A 23,253-nucleotide genomic window follows, 5' to 3' on the forward strand; every position below is an offset into this window, starting at 1 on the left:
CAATCAGCGCAGCGATGGCCCCTGAAAGCCCATCCACATGGCCAGATGCTCGGCAACACTGGCACCCAGGCGCTTGGAGAAGCGATCGAACGGCGACTCCTCGACAGTGAAGTCAACCAATTCCTTCTCCCCCACCACCTCACGCGCTACATAACTGGCACCCCCCAGGCCATCCACCAAGCCCAAGGCCAGGGCCTGCTCGCCCGACCAGATCAGGCCACTGAACAACTCAGGATGCTCCTTGTCCTTGAGGCGCTCGCCACGCCCCTGCTTGACACTGGCAATGAACTGCTTGTGAGTGGTCTCCAGCACACCCTGCCAGAACGCCGCCTCTTCAGGCTTCTGTGGCTGGAACGGATCCAGGAAAGCCTTGTGCTCACCCGCAGTGTAGGTACGACGCTCGACACCCAGCTTCTCCATGGTGCCGACAAAACCGTAACCGGCCGCCGTGACGCCAATAGAACCCACCAGGCTGGCCTTGTCCGCATAGATCTGATCAGCAGCACTGGCGATATAGTAGGCCCCGGAAGCACCGAGATCACTGATGACCGCATACAGCTTGATGGTCGGGTATTCGGCGCGCAGGCGGCGAATCTCATCGTAGATGTAGCCCGACTGCACTGGACTACCACCCGGACTGTTGATACGCAGGATCACCGCCTTGGTTTTCGGGTCCTTGAACGCCTCGCGCAGGCCGCCGACGATGTTATCGGCACTGGCCGGCTCCTGATCGGCGATCATGCCGCGCACCTCGACCAGTGCGGTATGACTGACACTGCGCGAAGCCGCCTTGTCCATGTTCATCAGCGGCGTAAACAAGGCCAGAATGCCGAACAGGTAGACGAAGGTCAGCAGCTTGAAAAAAATCCCCCAACGCCGTGCCCGGCGCTGCTCCTGAACACCGGCCAGCAGGGTTTTCTCCAGCAGCTTCCAGCTCTTCGAATCTTCGTTACCTTCGGCGCTTGGCGCCTTCCACTCATCAGCCATGCTCACCTACCCTGGAATTTGCAGGCGACTTGCTCAGCCACGCCTGCAACTGTGAAAAATGATCAATACCCACCTGCGGCCCAAAGGCACTCAACGCCTCCAGCGACATGGCCCCATAACCAACCGCCACCGAACGCATGCCAGCATTGCTGGCCATCAACAGGTCAAACGATGAGTCTCCGACCATCAACGCACGCTGCGGTTCGACCTGGCAATGGGCAAGGATCTCCTCGAGCATCTGCGGATGGGGCTTGCCACGACTCTCGTCAGCAGCGCGGGTGATATCAAAGTAATCCGTCCAGCCATTGGCACGCAGCACCCGATCCAGGCCGCGACGAGCCTTGCCGGTCGCCACCGCCAGGCGGTAACCCTCGGCGCGAAAGGCTTCCAGCGACTCGACCACACCCTCGAACAGCGGCGAAGGCTGGTCATCCAGGGCCATGTAGACATCTGCGTAGTGCTGGCGAAACCCCGCCACCTGAGCAGCATCGAGGTGCGGATAGAGCACACTGATGGCCTCGGGCAATGCCAGACCGATAATGCCCTTGACCGCCTCATCAGCGCAGGCGGTATAGCCCGCACGACCGGCGGCCAGGTGCATGGCCTCGACAATCCGACCAATGGAGTCGGCCAGCGTGCCGTCCCAGTCAAAAATCAGCAGGTCGTAATCACGCTGCACTCAGGCGCTCCACGGTCTTGGCCCACATATCATCCACCGGCGCCTCAAGCTTGAGCTCACCACCATCGGGCAGCGGCACGGTCAAGGCATAGGCATGCAGGAACAGGCGCTTGCCACCCAGATCGCGAATCTCCCGGGTGAAGCCTTCATCGCCATACTTGCTGTCACCGGCAATGCAATGCCCGGCATGCAGCGCGTGCACGCGAATCTGATGGGTACGCCCGGTAATCGGCCGCGCCTCGACAATGGTGGCGAACTCACCAAAGCGGCGCAGTACGCGGAAAATCGTCAGCGCTTCCTTGCCCTCGTCATTGACCTCGACCATGCGCTCACCAGAACGCAGATTGCTCTTGAGCAGCGGTGCGTTGACCTGCTTCTTGGCCGTCGCCCAATGCCCGCGGACCAGGGCCATGTAGCGCTTGTCGACACCGTCACCGCGCAGGGCCGTGTGCAGGTGACGCAACATACTGCGCTTCTTGGCGATCATCAACAGGCCAGAGGTGTCGCGATCCAGACGATGAACAAGCTCCAACTCCTTGGCATCCGGGCGCATCTGACGAAAGGCTTCGATCACGCCGAAGCTCAAGCCGCTGCCACCGTGCACGGCGATGCCGGCAGGCTTGTTGAGCACAATCAGGGCCTTGTCTTCATAGACGATCGCCGTCTCGAGGCGCTCGAGCAAGCCCTGCGCCACCGGCACCGGCTCGTCACGTTCAGGCAGACGAACGGGCGGCACGCGCACGATGTCACCGGCCTGCAACTTGTACTCGGGCTTGATCCGGCCCTTGTTCACGCGCACTTCGCCTTTACGCAAAATGCGGTAAATCAAGGTCTTGGGGACACCCTTGAGCTTGGTTACAAGAAAATTATCGATTCGTTGGCCGGCAAGTTCCGGCGCGACCTCAATCAGCTGGACGCCGGAGGTCGGAGGGGCATTAGTCGTCATTTGCCAATCATAACAATTTTTTATGGATTTGAAGCACTTAATGATTGCTGCTATAGTCGCGAACGCCGCCAAAAGCGGCTGGCCAGCGGACTCACGGCTTTCAGCCGGCCCTGACCGACGCAATTCTCGAGGACGCGAGGCCGTCCGACGGGGCTTTCGCCAGTTTACAGAAATGCCTGGAATCGCCACCAGCGCCGCGCAGAGAAGACCGATAAAAAACTACAAGAGCGGTATTTCACCCTCCCCCACGTTTTTTTCGCTGCCACTCTGTCAGTGCCGTCAATTTCACGCAGTCATGGCGACGGCTTCGGAAATACCAGCCTTGGATATAAAAGGCGCAGGCTCCCGTATGGAGCTGGCGAAAATGCAACCCGTTGCGGATTCAGCGCGCGGCAGCACCCGAATTATCAGGGATACGTGTAGGGTGGAGATGCACAACCGTCGGACCGTGTAGTACTGCGTCCAGTTCACCGGCCTATTGGCCTGGCGACCGGACCCGGTCTTGATCAAGATGCCCTGCGGGCGTCCACGGCCGAAGGCTGATTCCTCCTCCTGACTGAGTGCATTTGACACCACAGCAAGCAGGACGCGTCGTCGCGACTTCAGCAGTACTGGGTGACCAGTCGGGCTCGAAAGTTGCTGGACACGGGGGTGGCCCGCCACTCCTTGCGCACCTGACACAGACCGTGAGAAGTCGTGTGTGCCGAACGCCGTTTCCGGCAGCCCGGAAACCGACGGTATTACATGAAAAGAATGCTGATTAACGCAACTCAACCCGAAGAGTTGCGTGTAGCTCTGGTGGACGGCCAACGTCTCTACGACCTGGACATCGAGTCCGGCGCGCGTGAGCAGAAAAAGGCCAACATCTACAAAGGCCGGATTACCCGGATCGAACCTAGCCTGGAAGCCGCTTTCGTCGACTTCGGCTCCGAACGTCACGGTTTTCTGCCGCTGAAGGAAATCTCCCGCGAATACTTCAAGAAGTCGCCCGAAGGCCGGGTGAACATCAAGGAAGTGCTCAGCGAAGGCCAGGAAGTCATCGTCCAGGTCGAGAAAGAAGAGCGCGGCAACAAGGGCGCAGCCCTGACCACCTTCATCAGCCTGGCCGGTCGCTACCTGGTCCTGATGCCGAACAACCCGCGTGCCGGTGGTATTTCCCGCCGCATTGAAGGCGAAGAGCGCAACGAGCTGCGCGAAGCCCTCAACGGCCTGGTCGCCCCTGCCGACATGGGTCTGATCGTGCGCACTGCCGGCCTTGGCCGCAGCAGCGAAGAAATGCAATGGGACCTCGACTACCTGCTGCAGCTGTGGACCGCGATCAAGGAAGCTTCCCAGGACCGCGCCGCCCCCTTCCTGATCTACCAGGAAAGCAACGTCATCATCCGCGCCATCCGTGACTACCTGCGTCAGGATATCGGCGAAGTACTGATCGACAGCATCGACGCCCAGGAAGAAGCCCTGACCTTCATCCGCCAGGTCATGCCGCAGTACGCCAGCAAGATCAAGCTGTACGAAGACAGCGTACCGCTGTTCAACCGTTTCCAGATCGAAAGCCAGATCGAGACCGCCTTCCAGCGCGTCGTCGACCTGCCGTCCGGTGGTTCGATCGTCATCGACCCGACCGAAGCCCTGGTGTCCATCGACATCAACTCGGCGCGCGCCACCAAAGGCAGCGACATCGAGGAAACCGCCCTGCAGACCAACCTGGAAGCGGCTGAAGAAATCGCCCGCCAGTTGCGCCTGCGTGACATCGGCGGCCTGATCGTGATCGACTTCATCGACATGACGCCTGCCAAGAACCAGCGCGCCGTGGAAGAAAAAGTCCGCGAGTGCCTGGAAGCCGACCGTGCCCGCGTGCAGGTTGGCCGTATCTCGCGCTTCGGCCTGCTGGAGATGTCCCGTCAGCGCCTGCGCCCTTCCCTGGGTGAAAGCAGCGGCATCGTCTGCCCACGCTGCAGCGGCACCGGCATCATCCGTGACGTCGAATCGCTGTCGCTGGCCATCCTGCGCCTGATCGAAGAAGAAGCCCTGAAAGACCGCACCGCCGAAGTCCGCGCCCAAGTGCCGATTCCGGTTGCAGCCTTCCTGCTCAACGAAAAACGTAACTCGATCACCAAGATCGAACTGCGCACCCGGGCCCGCATCGTCATCCTGCCGAACGATCACCTGGAAACCCCGCACTTCGAAGTCCAGCGCCTGCGCGACGACAGCCCGGAGGCCATGAACAGCCAGTCCAGCTACGAAATCGCTGCCACCGAGACCGAAGACGCCCAGCCGACTGCCGCTACCCGCACCCTGGTGCGCCAGGAAGCTGCGGTCAAGACCGCTCCGGCCCGCGCCAGCGCTCCAGTGCCAAGCGAAGCCGCCGCACCAGTCGCCGCGCCCGTTCAGCACACCCCTGAGCCAAGCCTGTTCAAAGGCCTGGTGAAGTCGCTGGTGAGCCTGTTCGCCGGCAAGGACGAGCCTGTCGCCGCTGCGCCAGTGGTCACCGAGAAACCGGCCAGCGAACGCCCGCAGCGCAACGAAGAGCGTCGCAACGGTCGCCAGCAGAGCCGCAACCGCAACGGCCGTCGCGAAGAAGACCGCAAACCGCGTGAAGAGCGTGCCGAACGCGCCCCACGCGAAGAACGTCAGCCACGCGAAGCCCGCGAAGAAGCACCAGCCCGCGAAGAACGCGCGCCACGCCAGCCGCGTGAAGAGCGTCAACCACGCGCACCACGTGAAGACCGCCGCTCCCGCGAGGACCGTCCGGTCCGCGAACTGCGCGAGCCACTGGACGCAGCCACCCCGGCCGTGCGCGAAGAACGCCCTGAGCGCGCTCCGCGTGAAGAGCGTCAGCCTCGTGAAGAGCGTGCCCCACGTGAAGAGCGCGCACCGCGCGAAGAACGTGCGCCGCGTGAAGAGCGTCAACCGCGTCCGCCACGTGAAGAGCGTCAGCTGCGTCCAGCCGAACAGGCTGCTGAGGTTGCTGCTGAAGTTGCGGAAGAGGAACTGCCGAACGAAGAACTGCTGCAAGATGACAACCAGGAAGGCACCGAAGGCGAACGCCCTCGCCGCCGCTCCCGTGGCCAGCGTCGTCGCAGCAACCGTCGCGAGCGTCAACGCGATGCCAACGGCAACCTGGTAGAAGGTTCGGAAGACGGCAGCGAAGAGCAGCCACAAACCACCGAGCTGGGTGCCGAACTGGTCGCAGGCCTGGCCGTGACCGCCGCTGTTGCCACCAGCAACATCAGCGCCGCTGCCGAAGCCCAAGCCAACCAGCAGGCCGAACTCGCCACTGTCACCGTCGAAGAGCAAGCTGCGGCTGAAGTCGCAGCGACCGAGACCGTTGTCGTGGAAGCCGTTCAGCCAGTGGTTGAAACCCCTGAAGTGGCCGAAGCAGCCGAGGCCTTCCAGGTCGTTGAAGTCGCGGTCGAACCGGTTATCGAGCAACCCTTCACTGCCCCGGCCGAAGCGCCAGCAGTAGAAGCCAGCATTGCACCAGTGGTCGAAGCGCCTGTGATTGCTGCGCCAGCTGAAGTGCTGGAACCTGTTGCAGCAGTGGAGCCTGCGCCTGAAGTTCAGGCACCAGTGGCGGCCGAGCCGGTGGTGGTTGCAGAAGCGGTTGAAGCACCTGCGCCAGTCGCCGAGCCAGCACCGGTCGAAGAGCCTGCACCTGCGCTTGAAGCAGAGGCCAGCTCCCTGACCAGCAACGGTCGCGCACCGAACGATCCACGTGAAGTACGCCGTCGCAAACGCGAAGCCGAAGCTGCCGCAGCTGCCGCTGCAGTGGTCGCCGCCGAAGCCAGCGCTGCTGTAGTCGCAGAAGAAGCGCCTGCGGCACCGACCGAAGAAGTGGTCGAGGAGAAACTGGAAACCGCAGAAGAGCACAAACCGCTCGTCTGATCGTCCAGGCTGAAAAAAAGCCCCGCCAGGTAACTGGCGGGGCTTTTTATTGCCTGTGTGTCAGTACAGGTTTGGCTCCATCTCCAGTTCAACCCCGAAGCGTTCGAGGATATCGGCCTGGATTTTTTGCGCCAGTTGATGCAACTGCAAACCGGTCGCTTGGCCATAGTTGACCAGCACCAGCGACTGCAGGCGATGCACCCCGGCATCACCTTCGCGATGACCCTTCCAGCCAGCCTGTTCAATCAACCAGCCGGCAGCCAATTTGAACTGACCATCGGCCTGTGGATAAGCCACCAGCCCTGGATGCTGCAAGCGGATACTGTCGGCCAGCACCGCAGCGACCACAGGGTTCTTGAAAAAACTGCCGGCATTGCCCAGCTCGACAGGGTCCGGCAACTTCTCCCGGCGAATACTGCAGATCGCATCACTGACATTCTGCGCGGTCGGCTGGTCGACACCCTGCTCGCGCAAACGCTGACGCACCGGCCCATACTCCAGGTGCGCATGCATCACCCGGCTCAAGGCAAAGCGCACGCGCAGAATCAACCAGCGCCCAGAATTACGCTTGAACAGGCTGTCACGGTAAGCAAAGCCACATTCTTCCAGGCTGAAGTCACGCAACTCGCCGGTCTGGCGATCCAGCGCGGTAAGCCCGGCGAACACGTCCTTGATCTCGACCCCATAGGCGCCAATATTTTGCATCGGCGCAGCCCCCACCGTGCCCGGGATCAGGCTGAGGTTCTCCAGCCCGGCCAAGCCTTGGGAAAGGCTCCACTGTACGAACGGATGCCAGGGCTCGCCCGCTTCGGCCTCCACCACCACTCGCTCGCCGTCGTCAGACAGGATACGCAGCCCACGGCTGGCCATGCGCAGTACCAGCGCCTGGATATCAGCGGTCAGCAGTAGATTGCTGCCACCACCTATCACCAGCACCGGAATACCCTGCTTACCTGCCAGAGCCAACGCCCCGCGCACCTCATCGTCGCTGTGGACTTCGGTGAAGTACCGCGCTTTCACATCAATGCCAAAGGTGTTGTACGGCTTGAGCGATACCTGTTGCTGCCACTGCTCACTCATAGACGGCCCTTGAGTTCGATGACCAAACGGCTGCAGGCGATTTCGATCAGGTCGAGGACCTCTTCGAAATCCTGCTCGGCGCCATAGTAAGGATCTGGCACCTCGTCCAGCGCACCGTCATAGCGGCGCAGGAACAGGTCCAGCTCGGCTTTGGCCGTGGCCGGGCGCATGGCCTGCAGATGGCCAAGATTGCTCTTGTCCATGGCCAGGATCAGGTCGTAGTCATTGAAGTGCGCAGCCTTGAACTGCTGCGCACGCTGCTGCGACAAATCATAGCCACGCATGCGCGCGGTGCGACAGGTGCGGGTATCTGGCTGCTTGCCGACATGCCAGTCCCCGGTACCGGCCGACGCCACTTCAATCAGCTCGCCCAGGCCTTGCGCCTGCAATTGATGGCGCAGCACACCTTCGGCGGTGGGCGACCGGCAGATATTACCCAGGCACACGAACAGAACCCGCATCAGGCCTCCAGCAAGCGCCGGACGCGCTCCAGATCTTCAGGGGTGTCAACGCCCACGGGCGGCGCATCGATGGCATCGGCGACATGAATACGTACGCCATGCCAGAGTGCTCGCAGTTGCTCCAGCGACTCGGTCTTCTCCAGCCAGCACGGGCCCCAGGCGACGAAATCCTGCAGGAAGCCGGCGCGGTAGGCGTACATGCCGATGTGACGGCGATACGGTACGCCTTGCGGCATCTGCTCACGGCTCTGGGCAAAGGTGTCTCGCGCCCACGGCAAAGGTGCCCGGCTGAAAGTCAGGGCCAGACCGTTGCAGTCGCTGACGACCTTGACCGCATTGGGGTTGAACACGGCCTCGACATCGCTGATCGGCTCGGCCAGGGTGGCAATACCGGCTTCAGGATGGGCCGCGAGGTTAGCCGCCACCTGATCGATGATCACCGGTGGAATCAGCGGCTCATCACCCTGGACATTGACCACGATGGCATCGACGGCCAGGCCCAGCTTGGCAGCCACTTCCGCCAGGCGATCGGTACCGGAGTCATGATCTTCGCGGGTCATCAGCACTTCGGCGCCGAACGCCTCGCAGGCCTTGAAGATATCCGCGTCATCAGTGGCAATCACCACACGGCTGGCGCTGCTCTTGCGGGCCTGCTCCCAGACGTGCTGGATCATCGGTTTGCCGGCGATCGGCAGCAACGGCTTGCCGGGCAAGCGCGTGGAACGCAGGCGCGCCGGAATCACAACGGTAAAGGCCAGGCTCATTTGTCCAGACGCTCGTCGTCGGTCAGGGTCCGCGCTTCGCTCTCAAGCATGACCGGGATACCGTCGCGAATCGGATAGGCGAGCCCCGCTCCCTTGCTGATCAGCTCGGTCTTGTCGGCGCTAAGCTTGAGCGGACCCTTGCAGATCGGGCAAGCGAGGATATCGAGCAGTTTGGTGTCCATGGAAATTCCTCAGGCCAGTGGCCGGAAAAAGAAACGAATCAGGAGGGCCGCGACGCGGGCAGCAAGCGTGACAACTGAGCATCGAACCAGGCCTGGAAGGCAGGTGAAGGCACAGCATCAACCGCAAGGTACCACCAGTCGTCGGCAGCGAAGGCGCGGCATTTGACCGCGTCCTTCTCGGTCATGACCAAGGGCAGCGCAGGGCTGAAACTCAAGGCCTGGACGCTGTATTGGGCATGATCGGCAAAAGGGTGTGGCACAGGACGCCAGTTTAGCCCCTGCAGGGTATTGAAGAAACGTTGCGGATTACCGATACCGGCAACGGCGTGCAGCGCCTGGCCTGGCGGGAAATGGTCGAGGCCGTGACGCTCGCCGCTGCGCAGATTGACCAGCGCGGCAGGTTGCAGGGCAAAGGCAAAACCGTCTTCGCGGTCCGCCGTGGCGCCATTGTAGAGTACTGCATCGACTGCCTGCAGACGCTCGACCGGCTCACGCAGGGGGCCAGCCGGCAGACAGCGGCGGTTGCCCAGGCCACGGGCGGCATCGATCAGCACCAGCTCCAGATCGCGCGCCAGACGGTAATGCTGCATACCGTCGTCGCACAGGATCAGGTCCAGCGGCTCACTGGCGAGCAGCGCCTGCACCGCGCGCGAACGGTCCGGGTCGATCATCAGTGGCACACCGCTGCGCTGAACGATCAGCAATGGCTCATCACCCGCCTCGGCCGCGCCCTGCTCGGCACGCACGCGCCACGGCAACTGCGGCGGTTTGGCGCCATAACCGCGACTGACCACGCCGACGCGCAGGCCTTGCTGGCGACAATGCTCGATCATCCACAGGATCATCGGTGTCTTGCCGGTACCGCCGACCGTGATGTTACCCACCACGATCACTGGCACCGGGGCGCGGTAGCTGGGGCTTTCACCACTGAGAAAGCGCGCGCGCTTGCCCTGCACCACTTGGCGATAAAGGGCTTCGAGCGGACGCAATAGCGCCAAGGCCGGATGCCCGGCGTACCAGGCCGCGAGCAAGCGGTCAGCAAGGGCCATCAAGGTGTCCCCTGAGCCGCCTCGACCGTGGTCATGCGCAACTGGCTGAAACCGAGCTTGCCGGCCGCATCCATGGCAGTCACCACCGCCTGATGCGGGGTCTTGCCGTCGGCGCTGATCGACAACGGCAGTTTGGTATCACCTGCAGATTCCTGCTGCAGGGCTTCGGTCAGGGTCGCCAGGTCGCTCTTGGGCAACAGGTGATTATTCACCGAATAGACGCCGTCGGCGCTGATGGTGATGTCCAGTTGCTTGAGTTCCGAATCCGGCGCCGGCGCACCGCTTACCGACTCCGGCAACTCGACGCGCAGCTGGGTCTCACGGGTGAAGGTGGTGGTGACCACGAAGAACAGCAGCAGGATGAACACCACATCGATCAACGAGGCCAGGTTGATGTCCACGGTCTCCCGTGCCTTGCGTCGAAACTTCACGCCTTGGCCTCGCTGAGGTCGACGTCACGGTCGCCCTGCACCACTTCGACCAGCTTGATTGCCTCCTGCTCCATGCCGACCACCAGCTCGTCGATACGGCGTTGCAGGAATCGGTGGAAGAACACCGACGGGATACCCACCATCAGGCCCGCCGCCGTGGTAATCAGCGCCTTGGAGATACCGCCGGCAAGTACCGATGCATTGGTGGTCATGCCAGTGCCCATGAAGGCACTGAAGATGTCGATCATGCCCAGCACGGTGCCGAGCAGGCCAAGCAGCGGCGCCATGGCAGCGATGGTGCCCAGGGCATTGATGTAACGCTCCAGCTCATGGATGACCCGGGCAGCCGCCTCTTCGATGCATTCCTTCATGATCTCGCGGCCATGGCGCGAGTTGGCAAGGCCGGCGGCAAGGATTTCGCCCAGGGGCGAATCGGCGCGCAGGGCCTTGAGCTTGTCACTGGTAAGTTGCTTGTCCTTGATCCACATCCACACCTGGCCCAGCAGGTGCGGTGGCGTGACCCGGCTGGCGCGCAGGGTCCAGAGACGCTCGGCGACGATCGCCATGGCAGCAATGGAGCTCAGAATGATCGGCAGCATCATCCAGCCACCGGACTTGACCAATTCCCACACAGTAAGCATCCCCTCGAAAAAGTCCGCCACTTTACCATAGGACCCAAGGGGGCTCATCTGCCGAAGGTCGTCATCTGGGCTCGCGCCAGAAACGCCGCCGGGCACGCAGCCCCTCAGGCTCGCCGAAGGTGCCCAGACGCAAGCGCAGCGCACCGTACTCGACACTGTCGTAGGCCTGGATACCGTGCGTCCGATAGCGCGCCAGCACCTGCGGATGCGGATGACCGAACGCGTTGTAGCGCCCGCGCGAAATCAGCACACCGCGCGGAGCTGTGGCCTTGAGCAAGGCCTCGCTGGAGGAACTGCGACTGCCGTGGTGCGGCGACTGCAGCCAGTCGACCCGGCTCGCCTGCCAGTCACGCACCCAGGCCCGTTCACCCCGGGCATCGAGATCGCCGGTGAGCAGCAGCTTTTCGCCTTGAGCCTCAACCAGCAGCACACAGGAATCCTGGTTGCTGTCGCTGGCGTCACGCCATTGCCAAAGGGAAAAATTCACCCCGTCCCACTGCCACCGTTCGCCGCTGCGGCACGGCTGCGCCTTGAGCACTTCAGGCAATGCCGCCGCTTCACCACCGAGCACCCGCAACACCGGCAAGCCGCGCTGCACGGCGCGGGCGCCACCGGCGTGGTCGGCATCGGCGTGGCTGAGCAGCATCAGGTCCAGCCTGCGCACACCCAGTCTGCGCAAGCTGGGCAACACCACCCGCTCGCCCAGATCGAAATCGCCCATGGCGGGTCCGGCATCGTAGAGCATGGCGTGGTGCCGCGTACGCAAGACAAAGGCCAGCCCCTGACCAACATCCAACTGCCAGACCTCGGCGGGCCCCAGGGGCACCCGCTCTCTGGGTGCAAACACCGCCAGCAGTAACAACGGCCAACCGAGCAGGCGCATAGGCAATCCATGCGGCAACAGCAGCAGCCAAGCCCCCAGGCATACCAGCAACCAGGCCCAGAAAGGCAGCGGCTCGGGCAACCAGGCCGGTTGCCAGGCCGCCACTTCAGCCAGCAGACGAAACAAGCCGTCAAGCAATCCGCCCGCCAGCCATAGCAACCCCTCACCCACATAGGGCACAGGCAGCAACAGGGTGCCCAGCAGCGCCGATGGCAATACTGCAAGACTGATCCACGGTACGGCCAGCAGATTGATCAGCGGCGCAGTCAGGCTCACCGGCAAGCCTTGCACCAGCAGCACCGGCAACAAGCCGATGGCGATCAACCATTGGGCGCGGCTCCAGGCCAGCCAAGGGTTCCAGGCGCCCAGGCGGCCGCTGAAGGTAAAGATCAGAACGGCCACGGCCATGAATGACAGCCAGAAACCTGGCTGCAAGCTGGCCAGTGGCTCCCATAGCAGCACGGCATTGAGCGCCAGCAACAGCGGCAGCCCAACGCCCAGGTGACGAAAACGCAGACGCCAGAGCAGCACCATAGCCAGCATCATGCAGGCTCGCTGCACCGGCACCTGAAACCCGGCCAGCAGGCCATAGGCCAGGGCTGCGACGAATGCCAGCGCACAAGCCCAGGGCAGCCAGGGCAGCCGCTGCGGCCACCAGCCCAGGCGCGCCAGCCCGGCAATCAAGGCGTACACCAACCCGGCCAGCAGGCCTACATGCTGGCCTGAAATCACCAGCAGGTGCACCGTGCCGGTGGCTTGCAGGGCTTGCCAGTCTTGCCGTGCGAGCCCGCCGCCATCACCGAGAATCAACGCCACCAGCGCCGCCTCTCGGCCCTGGGCATCGACGGCCAGCAAGCGCTGGCGCAGGTCATCGCGCCAGGCCGCAGTCGCTGGCTGCAGGCGCTCGCCGGCCTTGACGCTGCCGGTGGCGCCGATACGCCGAGCCAGCAGGCGGGCCTCCTGATCCGGGCCGTGAGGATTGAGCAAGCCTGAGGGGCGTTTGAGGCTGACGGCCAATCGCCAATATTCACCACTGTTGACCGGTGGTCCGCCGAACCAGCTAAGTTGCATCCGCGGCGGCAACTGGGCACGACGCGAGCGTGCATCGCTCAGTTCGAAGCGCACCGAGCGTGCGCCCTGCTCCGGCAAACCAGTGACCCGGCCTTCGATCCACAGAGTGCGACCATCGAGGTGCGCTGCCAGGCGCTGATCCAGCGCCGACTGCGCCGAGACACAGGCCCAACTCAAGCCCAGCAGCAATAGCCCAACTGGCCAGAACCTGGAAGCCAGGCAGCAAAACCCGATAGATATCAGCAGGACAAGTGTCCAGACGGACGGCAAAGCCGGTAGCAACCCGAGGCTGAGCAGCCCGAGTGCAAGCGCCAACATCCCTGTGCGCATAAGCGTGAAGCTCCAGAAGTAAACCACCTCCTGAGGCTTAGATCAGTGACGGCGACGGCTCGCTAAATAATTGTCACAAAGTCTGAACAAGGCACTTTTAGAATCCGTGCATACTGGCACCCTTCAGATTGCCGAGACCCCTCATGCCGCGTCGTCTCTTCAAACGCTACATGCCCGATCCGACCAGCATCAGGGAACACAAATCCTTACGCTTTCTCGGCCGGCTGTTGCACGACCCCAACCTCTGGCACCTCAACCGGCACTCGGTCGCGCGCGCCATGGCCGTCGGCCTGTTCGCCGCGTTCATTCCGATTCCGATGCAGATGCTGCTCGCCGCCAGCCTGGCAATCATGGTGCGTGGCAACATGCCGATCGCGGTCAGCCTGGTGTGGCTGACCAACCCGATCACCATGCCGCCGGTATTCTTCTGCACCTATCAGATGGGCGCCTGGCTGATGCAGATCCCACCCCGCACCCTGCCTGAAGAACTCACCTTCGAATGGATCACCGACCAGCTGTCGACCTTGTGGCAGCCGTTCCTGCTCGGCTCGGTGGTGTGTGGCGTACTGCTCGGCGCCCTCGCCTACTGCCTGACCATGCTCTACTGGCGCTGGTGGGTAGGCCGACAGTGGCGCCGGCGCAAGGACAAGCAGTCAGGTACGCATTCCTCGCCCACTGACCAGTAGCCGCGCACACCCGACATACAGCACCGCAGTGGCGACCAGCATGAAGCTGATGGCCACGCCGATACGGATATCGGACACGCCGAGAATGCCGTAGCGGAACGAGTTGACCATGTGCAGCACCGGGTTGGCCATCGACACGGTCTGCCAGAATGGCGGCAGCAGGGTAATCGAATAGAACACCCCGCCCAGGTAGGTCAGCGGCGTCAGCACGAAAGTCGGGATGATCGAGATGTCATCGAAGTTGCGGGCGAACACAGCATTGATAAAGCCCAGCAACGAAAAGATCGTCGCCGTCAGCAGCACCACGACAATGGTCACGCCCAGGTGGTGCACCTGTAGGTCGGTGAAGAACAACGACAGCAAGGTGACGATCACCCCCACCGCCAGGCCGCGTAGCACCCCACCCAGGGTGTAGCCAACGAGAATGGTGTGCGGCGACACGGGCGAGACCATCAACTCTTCGATCGAGCGCTGGAACTTGCTGCCAAAAAAGCTCGACACCACGTTACCGTAGGAGTTGGTGATCACCGACATCATGATCAGCCCCGGGACGATGTACTCCATGTAGGTGAAGCCACCCATGTCACCGATTTGCCGGCCGATCAGGTTACCGAAGATCACGAAGTACAGGACCATGGTGATCGCCGGTGGCAGCAATGTCTGCGGCCAGATCCGGGTGAAGCGGCGTACTTCGCGGTAGACGATGGTATTGAGGGCGACCAGGTTGGCACTCAGCTCCGAACTCATACCGCCACCTTTGCCAGGTTTTTCTCAACCAGGGACACAAACAACTCCTCGAGACGATTGGTCTTGTTGCGCAGGCTTTGCACTTCGATGTTCTGCAGCGCCAGTTGGCCGAACAGCGCGGTGATGCCTACTTCCTTGTCGACTTGCACTTCCAGGGTGTGCGGGGTGATCAAGCGGCACGGGTAATCGATCAGGATTGGCGCCTGGGGCAGGTCATGCTTGAGGTCGAGCACGAAGGTCTCGACATGCAGTTTGCCGAGCAAGGCGCGCATGCTGGTGTTTTCGACTATGGTGCCATGGTCGATGATGCCGATGTGCCGGCACAGCTGCTCAGCCTCCTCCAGGTAATGGGTGGTGAGGATGATGGTGATGCCCTTCTGGTTAAGCTCGGTGAGAAAGCTCCACATCGAACGGCGCAGCTCAATGTCGACACCGGCTGTAGGCTCATCGAGGATCAACAGGCGCGGCTCATGAACCAGGGCACGGGCAATCATCAGTCGGCGCTTCATGCCACCGGACAGCGAGCGCGACGGCACATCACGTTTGTCCCACAGGCCTAGCTGGGTCAGGTACTGCTCGGCACGCTCCTTGGCCACCTTGGTCGGGATGCCGTAATAACCGGCCTGGGTCACGACGATGTCGAAGGTCTTCTCGAACTGGTTGAAGTTGAATTCCTGCGGCACCACGCCAATGCAACGCTTGAGCGCGGCAGGCTGCCGATCAAGATCGTGACCGAAGATATTGACGCTGCCGCTGGTCTTGTTGACCAGGGTCGAGAGGATGCCGATGGTGGTGGATTTACCGGCGCCATTGGGGCCGAGCAAGGCAAAAAAGTCACCTTCGGCGACATCCAGGTCAATACCCTTGAGGGCCTGGAAACCGTTGCCGTAGGTTTTGGTTAGCTGCCTTATGGACAGAGCAGAACTCATAGCGGGTCGCGTACCAGTTTGGAAGGTTCTAGACGCAGCCGGGCAAGACCGGCCGCAGTGAATATGACCATGGTGCTTGTGCAGGCCAGACAAGTACAGTCATGTGTATCGATAATAACTATCAGGTTTAGCGCAATGATCAGGTCAGTGCCGTCATCACCGCCGCCTGGTAGGCCGGACGTTCCTGCAAGCGCTCATACCAGCCGCGCAAGTGACGCATCTCGGGGCGCTCGATGGGCATCTGGAACCAGGCGTAGGCAAAGCAGCCCAGCGGGATATCGCCCATGCCCAGTTGCTCGCCGGACAAGTAAGGCCTGTGCGCCAGGGCCTGGTCAGCAATCGACAGCAACTGAGCGCAGGTCTTGTGCGCGGCATTGATTGCGACCCAGTCCTGCTGCTCGGCAGGCGTACGCAGGATGCCCCAGAACAATGGACGGAACGGTGCGGCCAGGGACGAGGTCACCCAGTCCATCCACTTGTCGGCCTCGGCACGCTTGCGTGCATCAGCTTCATACCAACCCGACTCAAGGCCGTACTGCGCCGACAGGTAACGGACAATGGCATTGGACTCCCACAGCACCAGGCCGTCGTCCTCGATCATCGGTACAAGACCGTTGGGGTTCAGCGCTCGGTATTGCGGCTCGTTGACCAGGCCAAAGGCGCCACCGGCGTCGATCGACTCATACTCAAGCCCGAGCTCTTCAGCGCACCAGAGTGCTTTCCTGACATTGGACGAGTTCTTCCTACCCCAGATCTTGAGCATGACGATTCCCTGATGACGTTGCTGGTCGCCCAGTCTACTCCAGGCGCTTGCGCTGGCAATCGTTTGGCGCTGGGTCGAACTCCTGCGCACATGCCCTGTCACTGTTCAGACAAGCCGTTTAGCGGATGCGGTCTAAGCTTCGATGGATGGCGAAATGCCCCGATGTTTCACGGAGGAATTGCTATGTTGCTGTTGTGGTTAGTGGTGCTGGTGATCGGCGCGGCCTACCTGGCCCACCGTCGCCTTGCCGTCTTGCCGGCGTTGGGCATCATTGCCCTGTACCTGCTGGCGATGGGTATCTTCAGCCACGCACCAGGCTGGCTGTTGACGATTTTCTGGCTGCTGCTGGCGGCAGTGGCTGCACCTCTGCTGCTGCCCGACCTGCGCCGCAAAGTACTCACCGCGCCCTTGTTCGGCTGGTTCCAGCGCACCCTGCCGCCGATGTCGCAGACCGAACGCGAAGCCATCGACGCTGGCACCGTGTGGTGGGACGGCGAGCTGTTCAGCGGCCGACCAGACTGGAACACCCTGCTCGGCTACTCCAAGGCCGAGCTCACTGAAGAGGAACAGGCGTTCATCGATGGCCCCACCGAAGAACTCTGCGCCATGGTCAGCGACTGGCAGATCGGCCAGGACCTGGACCTGCCGCCAGCGGCCTGGGAGCACATCAAGAATCACGGCTTCTTTGCCCTGATCATCCCCAAGGAGTATGGCGGCAAAGGTTTCTCAGCCTATGCCCACTCGCAAGTGGCGATGAAACTGGCGACCCGCAGCGGCGACCTCGCCTCGACCGTGATGGTCCCCAACTCACTGGGCCCGGCCGAACTGCTGCTGCATTACGGCACCGACGAGCAACGTAATCACTACCTGCCACGCCTGGCCCGCGGCGAGGAGATCCCCTGCTTCGCCCTTACCGGCCCGCTGGCCGGCTCCGATGCCGGGGCGATGCCCGATACCGGCATCATCTGCAAGGGCCAGTGGCAAGGCGAGGACGTCATCGGCCTGCGCCTGAACTGGGAGAAACGCTATATCACCCTCGGCCCGGTCGCCACCCTGCTGGGCCTGGCCTTCAAGGCCTATGACCCCGAGCACCTGCTCAGTGGCAAAGAAGAACTGGGCATCAGCCTGGCGCTGATTCCCACTGACACCCCCGGCGTCGAGATCGGCAAGCGCCACCTACCCCTGGGTGCGGCGTTCATGAACGGCCCCAACAGCGGCAAGGACGTGTTCGTGCCACTGGACTTTCTCATCGGCGGCCAGGACATGCTCGGCAAGGGCTGGATGATGCTGATGAACTGCCTGTCGGTGGGCCGCTCGATCTCCCTGCCGGCGGTCGGCACCGGCGCAGCCAAATACACCAGCCTGGTCACCGGCCAGTACGCGCGCATCCGCGAGCAGTTCAATGTGCCACTGGCGGCCTTCGAAGGCATCCAGGAATCCCTCGCACGTATCGGCGGCAACGCCTTCCTGATGGACAGCGCCCGCCTGCTGACCGCCAAGGCCGTGGACCTGGGCGAAAAGCCCTCGGTACTCTCGGCAATCCTCAAGTACCACCTCACCGAGCGCGGTCGCGAATGTATCCAGCACGCCATGGATGTCCACGGCGGCAAAGGCATCATCATGGGCCCAAATAATTACCTGGGGCGCAATTGGCAAGGGGCACCGATCTTCATTACCGTCGAAGGCGCCAACATCCTTTCACGCAACTTGATGATCTTCGGCCAGGGCGCGATTCGCTGCCATCCGTTCGTGCTCAAGGAGATGGCCCTGGCCGGTCGCGAGGACCACGACCAGGCGCTCAAGGCGTTCGATCAGTTGCTGATGCAGCACATCGGCTTTGCCGTGGGTAACGCCGCCAGCACCCTGGTGCTCGGCCTGGGCCTGGGGCATTTCGAGAAGGTCCCGGGTGACGCCCTGAGCCAGGGCTACTTCCGCGCCCTCAACCGCCAGGCAGCGGCCTTCGCCCTGCTGGCCGACCTGTGCATGATGCTGCTCGGCGGTGAACTCAAGCGCCGCGAGCGTTTATCGGCGCGTCTGGGGGATGTGCTCAGCCACCTGTACCTAGGCTCGGCGGCGCTCAAGCGCTACTACGATCTGAACTCGCCCGAGCACCTGCAACCACTGGTACGCTGGGCCCTGGAAGAAAGCCTCGGTCAGGCCGAAAAAGCCCTGGACCGGCTACTCGACAACTTCCCCAACCGCTTGCTCGGTTGCGCCCTGCGCCTGGTGGTCTTCCCCTTCGGCCGTCGCCATACTGGCCCAAGCGATGGACTGGACGCCGAAGTCGCCGAGCTGATCGGCAGAGCCAAAGGCGACCCGGCGCTTGAAGAACTGCTCGCCGGCTGCTACCGGCCGCAAGCGGATGGAGATCCGGTCGCCGCCCTGCAGCATGCCTACGACCAACTCAGCGCCAGCGAACCGCTGCACAAAAAACTGCATCAGGCAGTCAAGAGCGGCCAGCTTGCCCCAGCCCCCGGCGAATCGATAATCGATGCCGCCCTGCACGCCGGCGTACTGCAAGCCAACGAGGCGCAAAGCCTGCAGGCGGCGGAAACGGCGCGGCGCCAGGTAATCGACGTCGATGCCTTCGACAAGGAGCAACTGCTACCGGCCGACGGCAAGATTCGCTAAGGGCCGGGACATCGGGCGCCGGGAGCCGTATACTCCCGCGCCCGTTTTTGCTCAAGAGGACTGCCAGCATGGCTACCGATCGCCTGGAATACCATCTCGCCCTGCTCACCCACCTGCGCACCATTCTGGTTGCCCTGGGCGAAGCCGAGCAGGTGCCGGAAGAAAGCCACGCGCTGTTTCTGGAGCGCTTCGACGACCTGATGCTGCAACTGCCCGTCGACCCGGAAAGCACTTATCTTGGCCAGGACCTGATATGCCAGGTCATCCAGCGCTACCCACAGGTCGCGCACCTGGTGCCACGCGACCTGCTGTGGTTCTTTGGCGGTGATTGCCTGCACTTTATGCCGGAGAACGAGCTGGACATGTACCAGGAACTGGAAGAGCGCCGCTTCGAGGCCGAGCAAAATGACGAGCCCTTCGACTGGAACCAGGAGAAACAGCTGCTGAGCATGTCGGAAGACGACAGCAAGCACTGATTCAGAGGGTCTAGGCGGTGAGCAATTCACCGCCTGCTATGTTGGCAAAACAGTACATGGATGGAGAAGGTACGGATGGATGCACCTTTAACCGATCATGAATACGAAGTGCTTCACGATTTCGTCAGCGCCATTGCCTGTCGAGACAGCCAAACCTTAAGGCAGCGGTACGAGATCTCGCCTGCTGTCATCGAAGAAATCTACGAATCACTCGACGACTACTTCCCTGACGCTCCATCCCTGACAATCTCCGCCCGCAACCAAGCTCAGCAGCAGGCCAGAGGGGGGCGCCCCTTTATCGACAACTTCCAGACCAACGAGGCGAACACCGGTATCGAGTGCATTCTCTTTGCCAACGGTTGCCCGTCAGAGGCGATTCTGCACGCGGAGCTGACAACAAACGACAGCACGACTCGCCTGCATTTCAAGTACATCGCTTAACCCGACAAAAATCGAGACGAAAAAAAACGCCGTTCAAACGAACGGCGTTTCTTTATTTGGAGCGGGAAACGAGACTCGAACTCGCGACCCCGACCTTGGCAAGGTCGTGCTCTACCAACTGAGCTATTCCCGCAAACTTTGTAGCGACCGGTAAACCCGGCGAGAAACCAGGCCATTACGCCCTGCTTCTATCACTACAGCGTTATCAAACGCTGGAGCACCATATTTGGAGCGGGAAACGAGACTCGAACTCGCGACCCCGACCTTGGCAAGGTCGTGCTCTACCAACTGAGCTATTCCCGCAAAAAATGGCGTCCCCTAGGGGACTCGAACCCCTGTTACCGCCGTGAAAGGGCGGTGTCCTAGGCCACTAGACGAAGGGGACGACGCCCGAAACATGCAACGCATGCTTCAGTTACCAACTCAAACCGTGAGATCTGACGCTGGGTTTTTACAAGCCCTGCCGTTAAGCAAAGCCTTTGTAAACTGGAGCGGGAAACGAGACTCGAACTCGCGACCCCGACCTTGGCAAGGTCGTGCTCTACCAACTGAGCTATTCCCGCATTGGCGTCCCCTAGGGGACTCGAACCCCTGTTACCGCCGTGAAAGGGCGGTGTCCTAGGCCACTAGACGAAGGGGACACACTACAACTTCACTCCCTGCTGCGTTTCGCTGTGTGCTTTACGCTGCAAGTGGCGCGCATTCTAGGGATGCTTTGAGAAGTCGTCAACCCCTCTGTATAAATTTATTTAAATCAATGACTTCCCGATGCTTTACGGCCTTGCACCATGACTTCTCGCGCCGGGCTCTTGACGATTTTTTTCTGGCACCCCTACCCGCCTGCGGCCCAGCAGCCACGGCAATCCAAGAGCAAAAGGCCATCTACCGCTTGCAAGCAACCGCCAAACAGCTCTATCCGGCCAAATGCTTAGCCACTACACTCAAACAGTAAATCATCCTGTATGAGGCGTTAACGGTGACACCACTTCTGATCACCCTGCTTATAGTAGCGGGAATCGCGTTACTGATCGTGATCGGCTACCTGAACAACGTGGTCGAGAACAACAAGCTCGAGCGTGCCCGGCTGAAGATCGAGCTGGCGGATCGCTTGCGCCGTTGTGGCGAAATCACCGAAACCTTCCCCGGCCAATTGATGACCCCGGCGCTCAAGCTGCTGCTGACCCGCCTGGAACTCAATCTCAACCAGCGGCAACTGGCACTGGACAAGCACAGCCGCGATATACGCGCGCGCATCAGTGAGCTCGAAGGCCTGATTGCCAAGGGTGAAGCGTTGCCGGTCAACAACCCGCCGATGCCGATCCAGACCGAAGCCCGGGCCAAGGATGTGCGCTTTTTGCTCGAAGGCATGCACAACCAGATTACCCGCGCCGCCCAGGAGGGCTTCCTGCCCACCAACGAAGCCAAGTACTGGGTCAAGGAAATCCGCCATATCCTCGTGCTGCTGCACATCGAGTTTTTCAACAACCTCGGCCAGCAGGCGCTGCAACAGAACCAGCCGGGCCACGCTCGCCTGGCTTTCGAACGCGGCGTGCAGTACCTGCGCAAGCAACCTGACCCGACGCTGTACCGCGAGCAGCTCGACTATATGGAGAAACTCCTGGCCCGAGCCAATGCCCAGGTGCTCAGCCAGCTGGAACCGGCCGAAGACGACAACAATGCCCTGACCGAAGGTCTGAAGACCGACACTACCGAAGACTGGAAGAAAAAGGTCATCTACGACTGATACATTTCGCGGGGCAAGCCCGCTCCCACAGCACTCTCTGTGGGAGCGGGCTTGCCCCGCGATTGTCAGCAATCCGTCAGTCGCAAGAAAATCCCCGCCAAGCGCTCCAACCCCGCCTGATCCACCTCACTGAAACGCGCAAGCTTCGGGCTGTCCAGGTCCAGCACGCCAATCAGCCGCCCGTCCTTGACCAGCGGAATCACCAGCTCACTGTTCGACGCGCTGTCACAAGCGATATGCCCGGCAAATGCGTGCACGTCTTCTACCCGCTGGGTTTGCCGGGTGGCCGCCGCCGCACCGCACACGCCACGACCGAAGGGGATGCGCACGCAGGCCACCTGTCCCTGGAAAGGCCCGAGCAGCAGTTGCTCGTTGCGGTTGAGATAGAAACCAGCCCAGTTCAGGTCATCGACCTGGCTGTAAAGAAACGCCGAGAACTGCGCAGCATTGGCGATGAAGTCACGCTCATCGGCCAGCAGGGCTTCCAGCTGTGCCGCCAGCAGGCCATAGCCTTCAAGGCCGGCGCCGGTAGCGTTGAGGTCGATCATGATTTTTGCTCCAGCAATTTCAGCCCCACCCAGTAACGGGCGAACTGGTAGGCACAACGGCCATTACGGTTGCCGCGCCCGGTCGCCCAGCGCACAGCAAGTATTTCCAATTCCTCATCACGACGCCAGTCCAGGCCCGCGTGCTGCGCAAGCTCGGTGATCCAGTGCTCGACCACGTTGAGGAAGTGCTCCTGGGTGAAGGGATAGAACGACAGCCACAGGCCAAACCGGTCCGACAGGGCGATCTTGTCTTCCACCGCCTCGCTTGGATGAAGCTCGCCGTCGACCCTCTTCCAGTTTTCGTTATCGCTCTGCTTTTCCGGCACCAGGTGTCGGCGGTTCGAGGTGGCATACAGCAGCACGTTGTCCGGCGCCTGTTCAAGCGAACCATCGAGCACGCTCTTGAGCACCCGGTAATCGCCCTCCCCGGCTTCGAACGAAAGATCGTCGCAGAACAGCACAAAGCGTTGCGGCAGTTTTTGCAATTGCTCGACCACTCGCGGCAGGTCGGCCAGGTGATCGCGTTCGATCTCGATCAGGCGCAGGCCGGCTTCGGCGTGCTCAGCCAGTAGCGCCCGTATCAGCGACGACTTGCCGGTACCCCGCGAGCCCCAGAGCAAGGCATGGTTGGCCGGCATGCCATCGAGAAACTGACGGGTGTTGCGGCCCAGTTGTTCACGCTGTTGATCGACACCGATCAAGTCGGACAAGCGCATGTCGAGGCTGACCTGCAGTGGCAACAAATAGCCGCTGCGACCATCGCGCTGCCAACGTGCAGCCAGGCACTCGGACCAGTCGATGCTCGGGCGCAGTGCCGGCAACAATGGTTCAAGACGAGCGAGCACGGTTTCGGCGCGCTCCAGAAAAGCATTCAAACGTGAGTCCACAAGACTTCCTCA

At 61.7% G+C, this 23,253-nt stretch carries 22 protein-coding genes and 5 tRNA genes; 6 read left to right on the top strand and 21 right to left on the bottom strand.

The window, feature by feature from the left end; translation table 11 throughout:
- Positions 1-3: 3 nt before the first annotated feature.
- From M5G17_RS14210 to rluC, 3 genes are read right to left on the bottom strand one after another with little or no spacing between them, the layout of a single operon-like run.
- A complete protein-coding gene (locus M5G17_RS14210) occupies positions 4-987 on the bottom strand; it encodes a S49 family peptidase (protein WP_273893531.1) in 984 nt (327 codons plus the stop codon).
- Positions 980-1,666 (bottom strand): HAD family hydrolase, encoded by a 687-nt coding sequence (locus M5G17_RS14215; RefSeq protein ID WP_273893532.1) that lies wholly within the window; start codon positions 1,664-1,666, stop codon positions 980-982. Before M5G17_RS14215 ends, M5G17_RS14210 begins: the two co-directional genes overlap by 8 nt.
- Positions 1,656-2,612: a 23S rRNA pseudouridine(955/2504/2580) synthase RluC gene (gene rluC / locus M5G17_RS14220; RefSeq protein WP_273893533.1), complete on the bottom strand. Its 957-nt coding sequence runs from the start codon at positions 2,610-2,612 to the stop codon at positions 1,656-1,658. Before rluC ends, M5G17_RS14215 begins: the two co-directional genes overlap by 11 nt.
- A gap of 744 nt (positions 2,613-3,356) precedes the next feature.
- Between rluC and rne the strand changes: the two genes are divergently transcribed.
- Complete coding sequence (rne, locus tag M5G17_RS14225) at positions 3,357-6,497, top strand: ribonuclease E (RefSeq protein WP_273893534.1); 3,141 nt, start codon at positions 3,357-3,359, stop codon at positions 6,495-6,497.
- Positions 6,498-6,557: 60 nt separating this feature from the next.
- On the opposite strand, the gene murB is transcribed toward rne, so the two are convergent.
- The 8 genes from murB to M5G17_RS14265 all read right to left on the bottom strand — a co-directional run bounded on the left by murB (position 6,558) and on the right by M5G17_RS14265 (position 13,389).
- Positions 6,558-7,577, bottom strand: coding sequence for a UDP-N-acetylmuramate dehydrogenase (gene murB, locus M5G17_RS14230; protein WP_273893535.1), 1,020 nt, complete (start codon positions 7,575-7,577; stop codon positions 6,558-6,560).
- A complete protein-coding gene (locus tag M5G17_RS14235) occupies positions 7,574-8,038 on the bottom strand; it encodes a low molecular weight protein-tyrosine-phosphatase (protein WP_273893536.1) in 465 nt (154 codons plus the stop codon). The genes murB and M5G17_RS14235 overlap by 4 nt, the downstream gene beginning before the upstream one ends.
- Positions 8,038-8,802 (bottom strand): 3-deoxy-manno-octulosonate cytidylyltransferase, encoded by a 765-nt coding sequence (gene kdsB, locus M5G17_RS14240; RefSeq protein WP_273893537.1) that lies wholly within the window; start codon positions 8,800-8,802, stop codon positions 8,038-8,040. Before kdsB ends, M5G17_RS14235 begins: the two co-directional genes overlap by 1 nt.
- Entirely contained in the window at positions 8,799-8,984 is a 186-nt protein-coding gene (locus tag M5G17_RS14245) for a Trm112 family protein (RefSeq protein WP_038994143.1), read from the bottom strand. The genes kdsB and M5G17_RS14245 overlap by 4 nt, the downstream gene beginning before the upstream one ends.
- Before the next feature lie 38 nt (positions 8,985-9,022).
- The gene (gene lpxK / locus M5G17_RS14250; RefSeq protein ID WP_273893538.1) at positions 9,023-10,033 is read right to left on the bottom strand and encodes a tetraacyldisaccharide 4'-kinase; all 1,011 of its coding nucleotides are present in this window, start codon (positions 10,031-10,033) and stop codon (positions 9,023-9,025) included.
- Positions 10,033-10,464 (bottom strand): ExbD/TolR family protein, encoded by a 432-nt coding sequence (locus tag M5G17_RS14255; protein ID WP_273893540.1) that lies wholly within the window; start codon positions 10,462-10,464, stop codon positions 10,033-10,035. Before M5G17_RS14255 ends, lpxK begins: the two co-directional genes overlap by 1 nt.
- A complete protein-coding gene (locus M5G17_RS14260; RefSeq protein WP_273893541.1) occupies positions 10,461-11,096 on the bottom strand; it encodes a MotA/TolQ/ExbB proton channel family protein in 636 nt (211 codons plus the stop codon). The genes M5G17_RS14255 and M5G17_RS14260 overlap by 4 nt, the downstream gene beginning before the upstream one ends.
- A 70-nt stretch (positions 11,097-11,166) precedes the next feature.
- The gene (locus M5G17_RS14265) at positions 11,167-13,389 is read right to left on the bottom strand and encodes a DNA internalization-related competence protein ComEC/Rec2 (protein ID WP_273893542.1); all 2,223 of its coding nucleotides are present in this window, start codon (positions 13,387-13,389) and stop codon (positions 11,167-11,169) included.
- A gap of 143 nt (positions 13,390-13,532) precedes the next feature.
- Between M5G17_RS14265 and M5G17_RS14270 the strand changes: the two genes are divergently transcribed.
- On the top strand, positions 13,533-14,075 hold the full coding sequence (locus M5G17_RS14270) for a DUF2062 domain-containing protein (protein WP_273893543.1): 543 nt from the start codon (positions 13,533-13,535) through the stop codon (positions 14,073-14,075).
- Here M5G17_RS14270 and M5G17_RS14275 read toward each other — a convergent pair.
- From M5G17_RS14275 to M5G17_RS14285, 3 genes are all read right to left on the bottom strand, one after another.
- A complete protein-coding gene (locus M5G17_RS14275) occupies positions 14,043-14,822 on the bottom strand; it encodes an ABC transporter permease (protein ID WP_115085910.1) in 780 nt (259 codons plus the stop codon). The two genes, M5G17_RS14270 and M5G17_RS14275, sit on opposite strands and share 33 nt — an antisense overlap.
- Positions 14,819-15,751, bottom strand: coding sequence for an ABC transporter ATP-binding protein (locus tag M5G17_RS14280; RefSeq protein WP_273893546.1), 933 nt, complete (start codon positions 15,749-15,751; stop codon positions 14,819-14,821). The genes M5G17_RS14275 and M5G17_RS14280 overlap by 4 nt, the downstream gene beginning before the upstream one ends.
- A gap of 139 nt (positions 15,752-15,890) precedes the next feature.
- The gene (locus tag M5G17_RS14285; protein WP_273893547.1) at positions 15,891-16,514 is read right to left on the bottom strand and encodes a glutathione S-transferase family protein; all 624 of its coding nucleotides are present in this window, start codon (positions 16,512-16,514) and stop codon (positions 15,891-15,893) included.
- 183 nt (positions 16,515-16,697) lie between these two features.
- Here M5G17_RS14285 and M5G17_RS14290 point away from each other — a divergent pair, with 183 nt between their 5' ends.
- From M5G17_RS14290 to M5G17_RS14300, 3 genes are all read left to right on the top strand, one after another.
- A complete protein-coding gene (locus M5G17_RS14290) occupies positions 16,698-19,145 on the top strand; it encodes an acyl-CoA dehydrogenase (protein WP_273893548.1) in 2,448 nt (815 codons plus the stop codon).
- A gap of 68 nt (positions 19,146-19,213) precedes the next feature.
- A complete protein-coding gene (locus M5G17_RS14295; protein WP_273893549.1) occupies positions 19,214-19,621 on the top strand; it encodes a PA2817 family protein in 408 nt (135 codons plus the stop codon).
- A gap of 75 nt (positions 19,622-19,696) precedes the next feature.
- The gene (locus M5G17_RS14300) at positions 19,697-20,062 is read left to right on the top strand and encodes a hypothetical protein (protein WP_273893550.1); all 366 of its coding nucleotides are present in this window, start codon (positions 19,697-19,699) and stop codon (positions 20,060-20,062) included.
- Between the two features lie 57 nt (positions 20,063-20,119).
- On the opposite strand, the gene M5G17_RS14305 is transcribed toward M5G17_RS14300, so the two are convergent.
- The 5 genes from M5G17_RS14305 to M5G17_RS14325 all read right to left on the bottom strand — a co-directional run bounded on the left by M5G17_RS14305 (position 20,120) and on the right by M5G17_RS14325 (position 20,703).
- A tRNA-Gly gene (locus tag M5G17_RS14305) sits at positions 20,120-20,195 on the bottom strand.
- A gap of 94 nt (positions 20,196-20,289) precedes the next feature.
- Positions 20,290-20,365 (bottom strand) — tRNA-Gly (locus M5G17_RS14310).
- Positions 20,366-20,371: 6 nt separating this feature from the next.
- Positions 20,372-20,447 (bottom strand) — tRNA-Glu (locus tag M5G17_RS14315).
- 102 nt (positions 20,448-20,549) lie between these two features.
- A tRNA-Gly gene (locus tag M5G17_RS14320) sits at positions 20,550-20,625 on the bottom strand.
- A 2-nt stretch (positions 20,626-20,627) separates the two neighbouring features.
- Positions 20,628-20,703, bottom strand: a tRNA-Glu gene (locus M5G17_RS14325).
- Between the two features lie 335 nt (positions 20,704-21,038).
- Here M5G17_RS14325 and M5G17_RS14330 point away from each other — a divergent pair.
- The gene (locus M5G17_RS14330; RefSeq protein WP_130265678.1) at positions 21,039-21,806 is read left to right on the top strand and encodes a hypothetical protein; all 768 of its coding nucleotides are present in this window, start codon (positions 21,039-21,041) and stop codon (positions 21,804-21,806) included.
- Between the two features lie 65 nt (positions 21,807-21,871).
- Here M5G17_RS14330 and M5G17_RS14335 read toward each other — a convergent pair whose 3' ends face one another.
- Both M5G17_RS14335 and M5G17_RS14340 read right to left on the bottom strand, forming a co-directional pair.
- Entirely contained in the window at positions 21,872-22,354 is a 483-nt protein-coding gene (locus M5G17_RS14335; RefSeq protein ID WP_273893551.1) for a GAF domain-containing protein, read from the bottom strand.
- Entirely contained in the window at positions 22,351-23,241 is an 891-nt protein-coding gene (locus tag M5G17_RS14340) for an ATP-binding protein (protein ID WP_273893552.1), read from the bottom strand. The genes M5G17_RS14335 and M5G17_RS14340 overlap by 4 nt, the downstream gene beginning before the upstream one ends.
- Between the last annotated feature and the right edge of the window lie 12 nt (positions 23,242-23,253).

The sequence above is a fragment of the Pseudomonas rubra genome (genome assembly GCF_028656935.1).
GTDB classification, from domain to species: Bacteria; Pseudomonadota; Gammaproteobacteria; order Pseudomonadales; family Pseudomonadaceae; genus Aquipseudomonas; species Aquipseudomonas rubra.

What these genes read in the sequence shown, in the direction of transcription:
- M5G17_RS14210 (WP_273893531.1), bottom strand. Translation starts at nt 987, where the DNA reads ATGGCTGATGAGTGGAAGGCGCCAAGCGCCGAAGGTAACGAAGATTCG.
- rluC (WP_273893533.1), bottom strand. Translation starts at nt 2,612, where the DNA reads ATGACGACTAATGCCCCTCCGACCTCCGGCGTCCAGCTGATTGAGGTC.
- rne (WP_273893534.1), top strand. Translation starts at nt 3,357, where the DNA reads ATGAAAAGAATGCTGATTAACGCAACTCAACCCGAAGAGTTGCGTGTA.
- murB (WP_273893535.1), bottom strand. Translation starts at nt 7,577, where the DNA reads ATGAGTGAGCAGTGGCAGCAACAGGTATCGCTCAAGCCGTACAACACC.
- M5G17_RS14235 (WP_273893536.1), bottom strand. Translation starts at nt 8,038, where the DNA reads ATGCGGGTTCTGTTCGTGTGCCTGGGTAATATCTGCCGGTCGCCCACC.
- kdsB (WP_273893537.1), bottom strand. Translation starts at nt 8,802, where the DNA reads ATGAGCCTGGCCTTTACCGTTGTGATTCCGGCGCGCCTGCGTTCCACG.
- M5G17_RS14245 (WP_038994143.1), bottom strand. Translation starts at nt 8,984, where the DNA reads ATGGACACCAAACTGCTCGATATCCTCGCTTGCCCGATCTGCAAGGGT.
- lpxK (WP_273893538.1), bottom strand. Translation starts at nt 10,033, where the DNA reads ATGGCCCTTGCTGACCGCTTGCTCGCGGCCTGGTACGCCGGGCATCCG.
- M5G17_RS14265 (WP_273893542.1), bottom strand. Translation starts at nt 13,389, where the DNA reads ATGCGCACAGGGATGTTGGCGCTTGCACTCGGGCTGCTCAGCCTCGGG.
- M5G17_RS14270 (WP_273893543.1), top strand. Translation starts at nt 13,533, where the DNA reads ATGCCGCGTCGTCTCTTCAAACGCTACATGCCCGATCCGACCAGCATC.
- M5G17_RS14275 (WP_115085910.1), bottom strand. Translation starts at nt 14,822, where the DNA reads ATGAGTTCGGAGCTGAGTGCCAACCTGGTCGCCCTCAATACCATCGTC.
- M5G17_RS14280 (WP_273893546.1), bottom strand. Translation starts at nt 15,751, where the DNA reads ATGAGTTCTGCTCTGTCCATAAGGCAGCTAACCAAAACCTACGGCAAC.
- M5G17_RS14285 (WP_273893547.1), bottom strand. Translation starts at nt 16,514, where the DNA reads ATGCTCAAGATCTGGGGTAGGAAGAACTCGTCCAATGTCAGGAAAGCA.
- M5G17_RS14290 (WP_273893548.1), top strand. Translation starts at nt 16,698, where the DNA reads ATGTTGCTGTTGTGGTTAGTGGTGCTGGTGATCGGCGCGGCCTACCTG.
- M5G17_RS14295 (WP_273893549.1), top strand. Translation starts at nt 19,214, where the DNA reads ATGGCTACCGATCGCCTGGAATACCATCTCGCCCTGCTCACCCACCTG.
- M5G17_RS14300 (WP_273893550.1), top strand. Translation starts at nt 19,697, where the DNA reads ATGGATGCACCTTTAACCGATCATGAATACGAAGTGCTTCACGATTTC.
- M5G17_RS14335 (WP_273893551.1), bottom strand. Translation starts at nt 22,354, where the DNA reads ATGATCGACCTCAACGCTACCGGCGCCGGCCTTGAAGGCTATGGCCTG.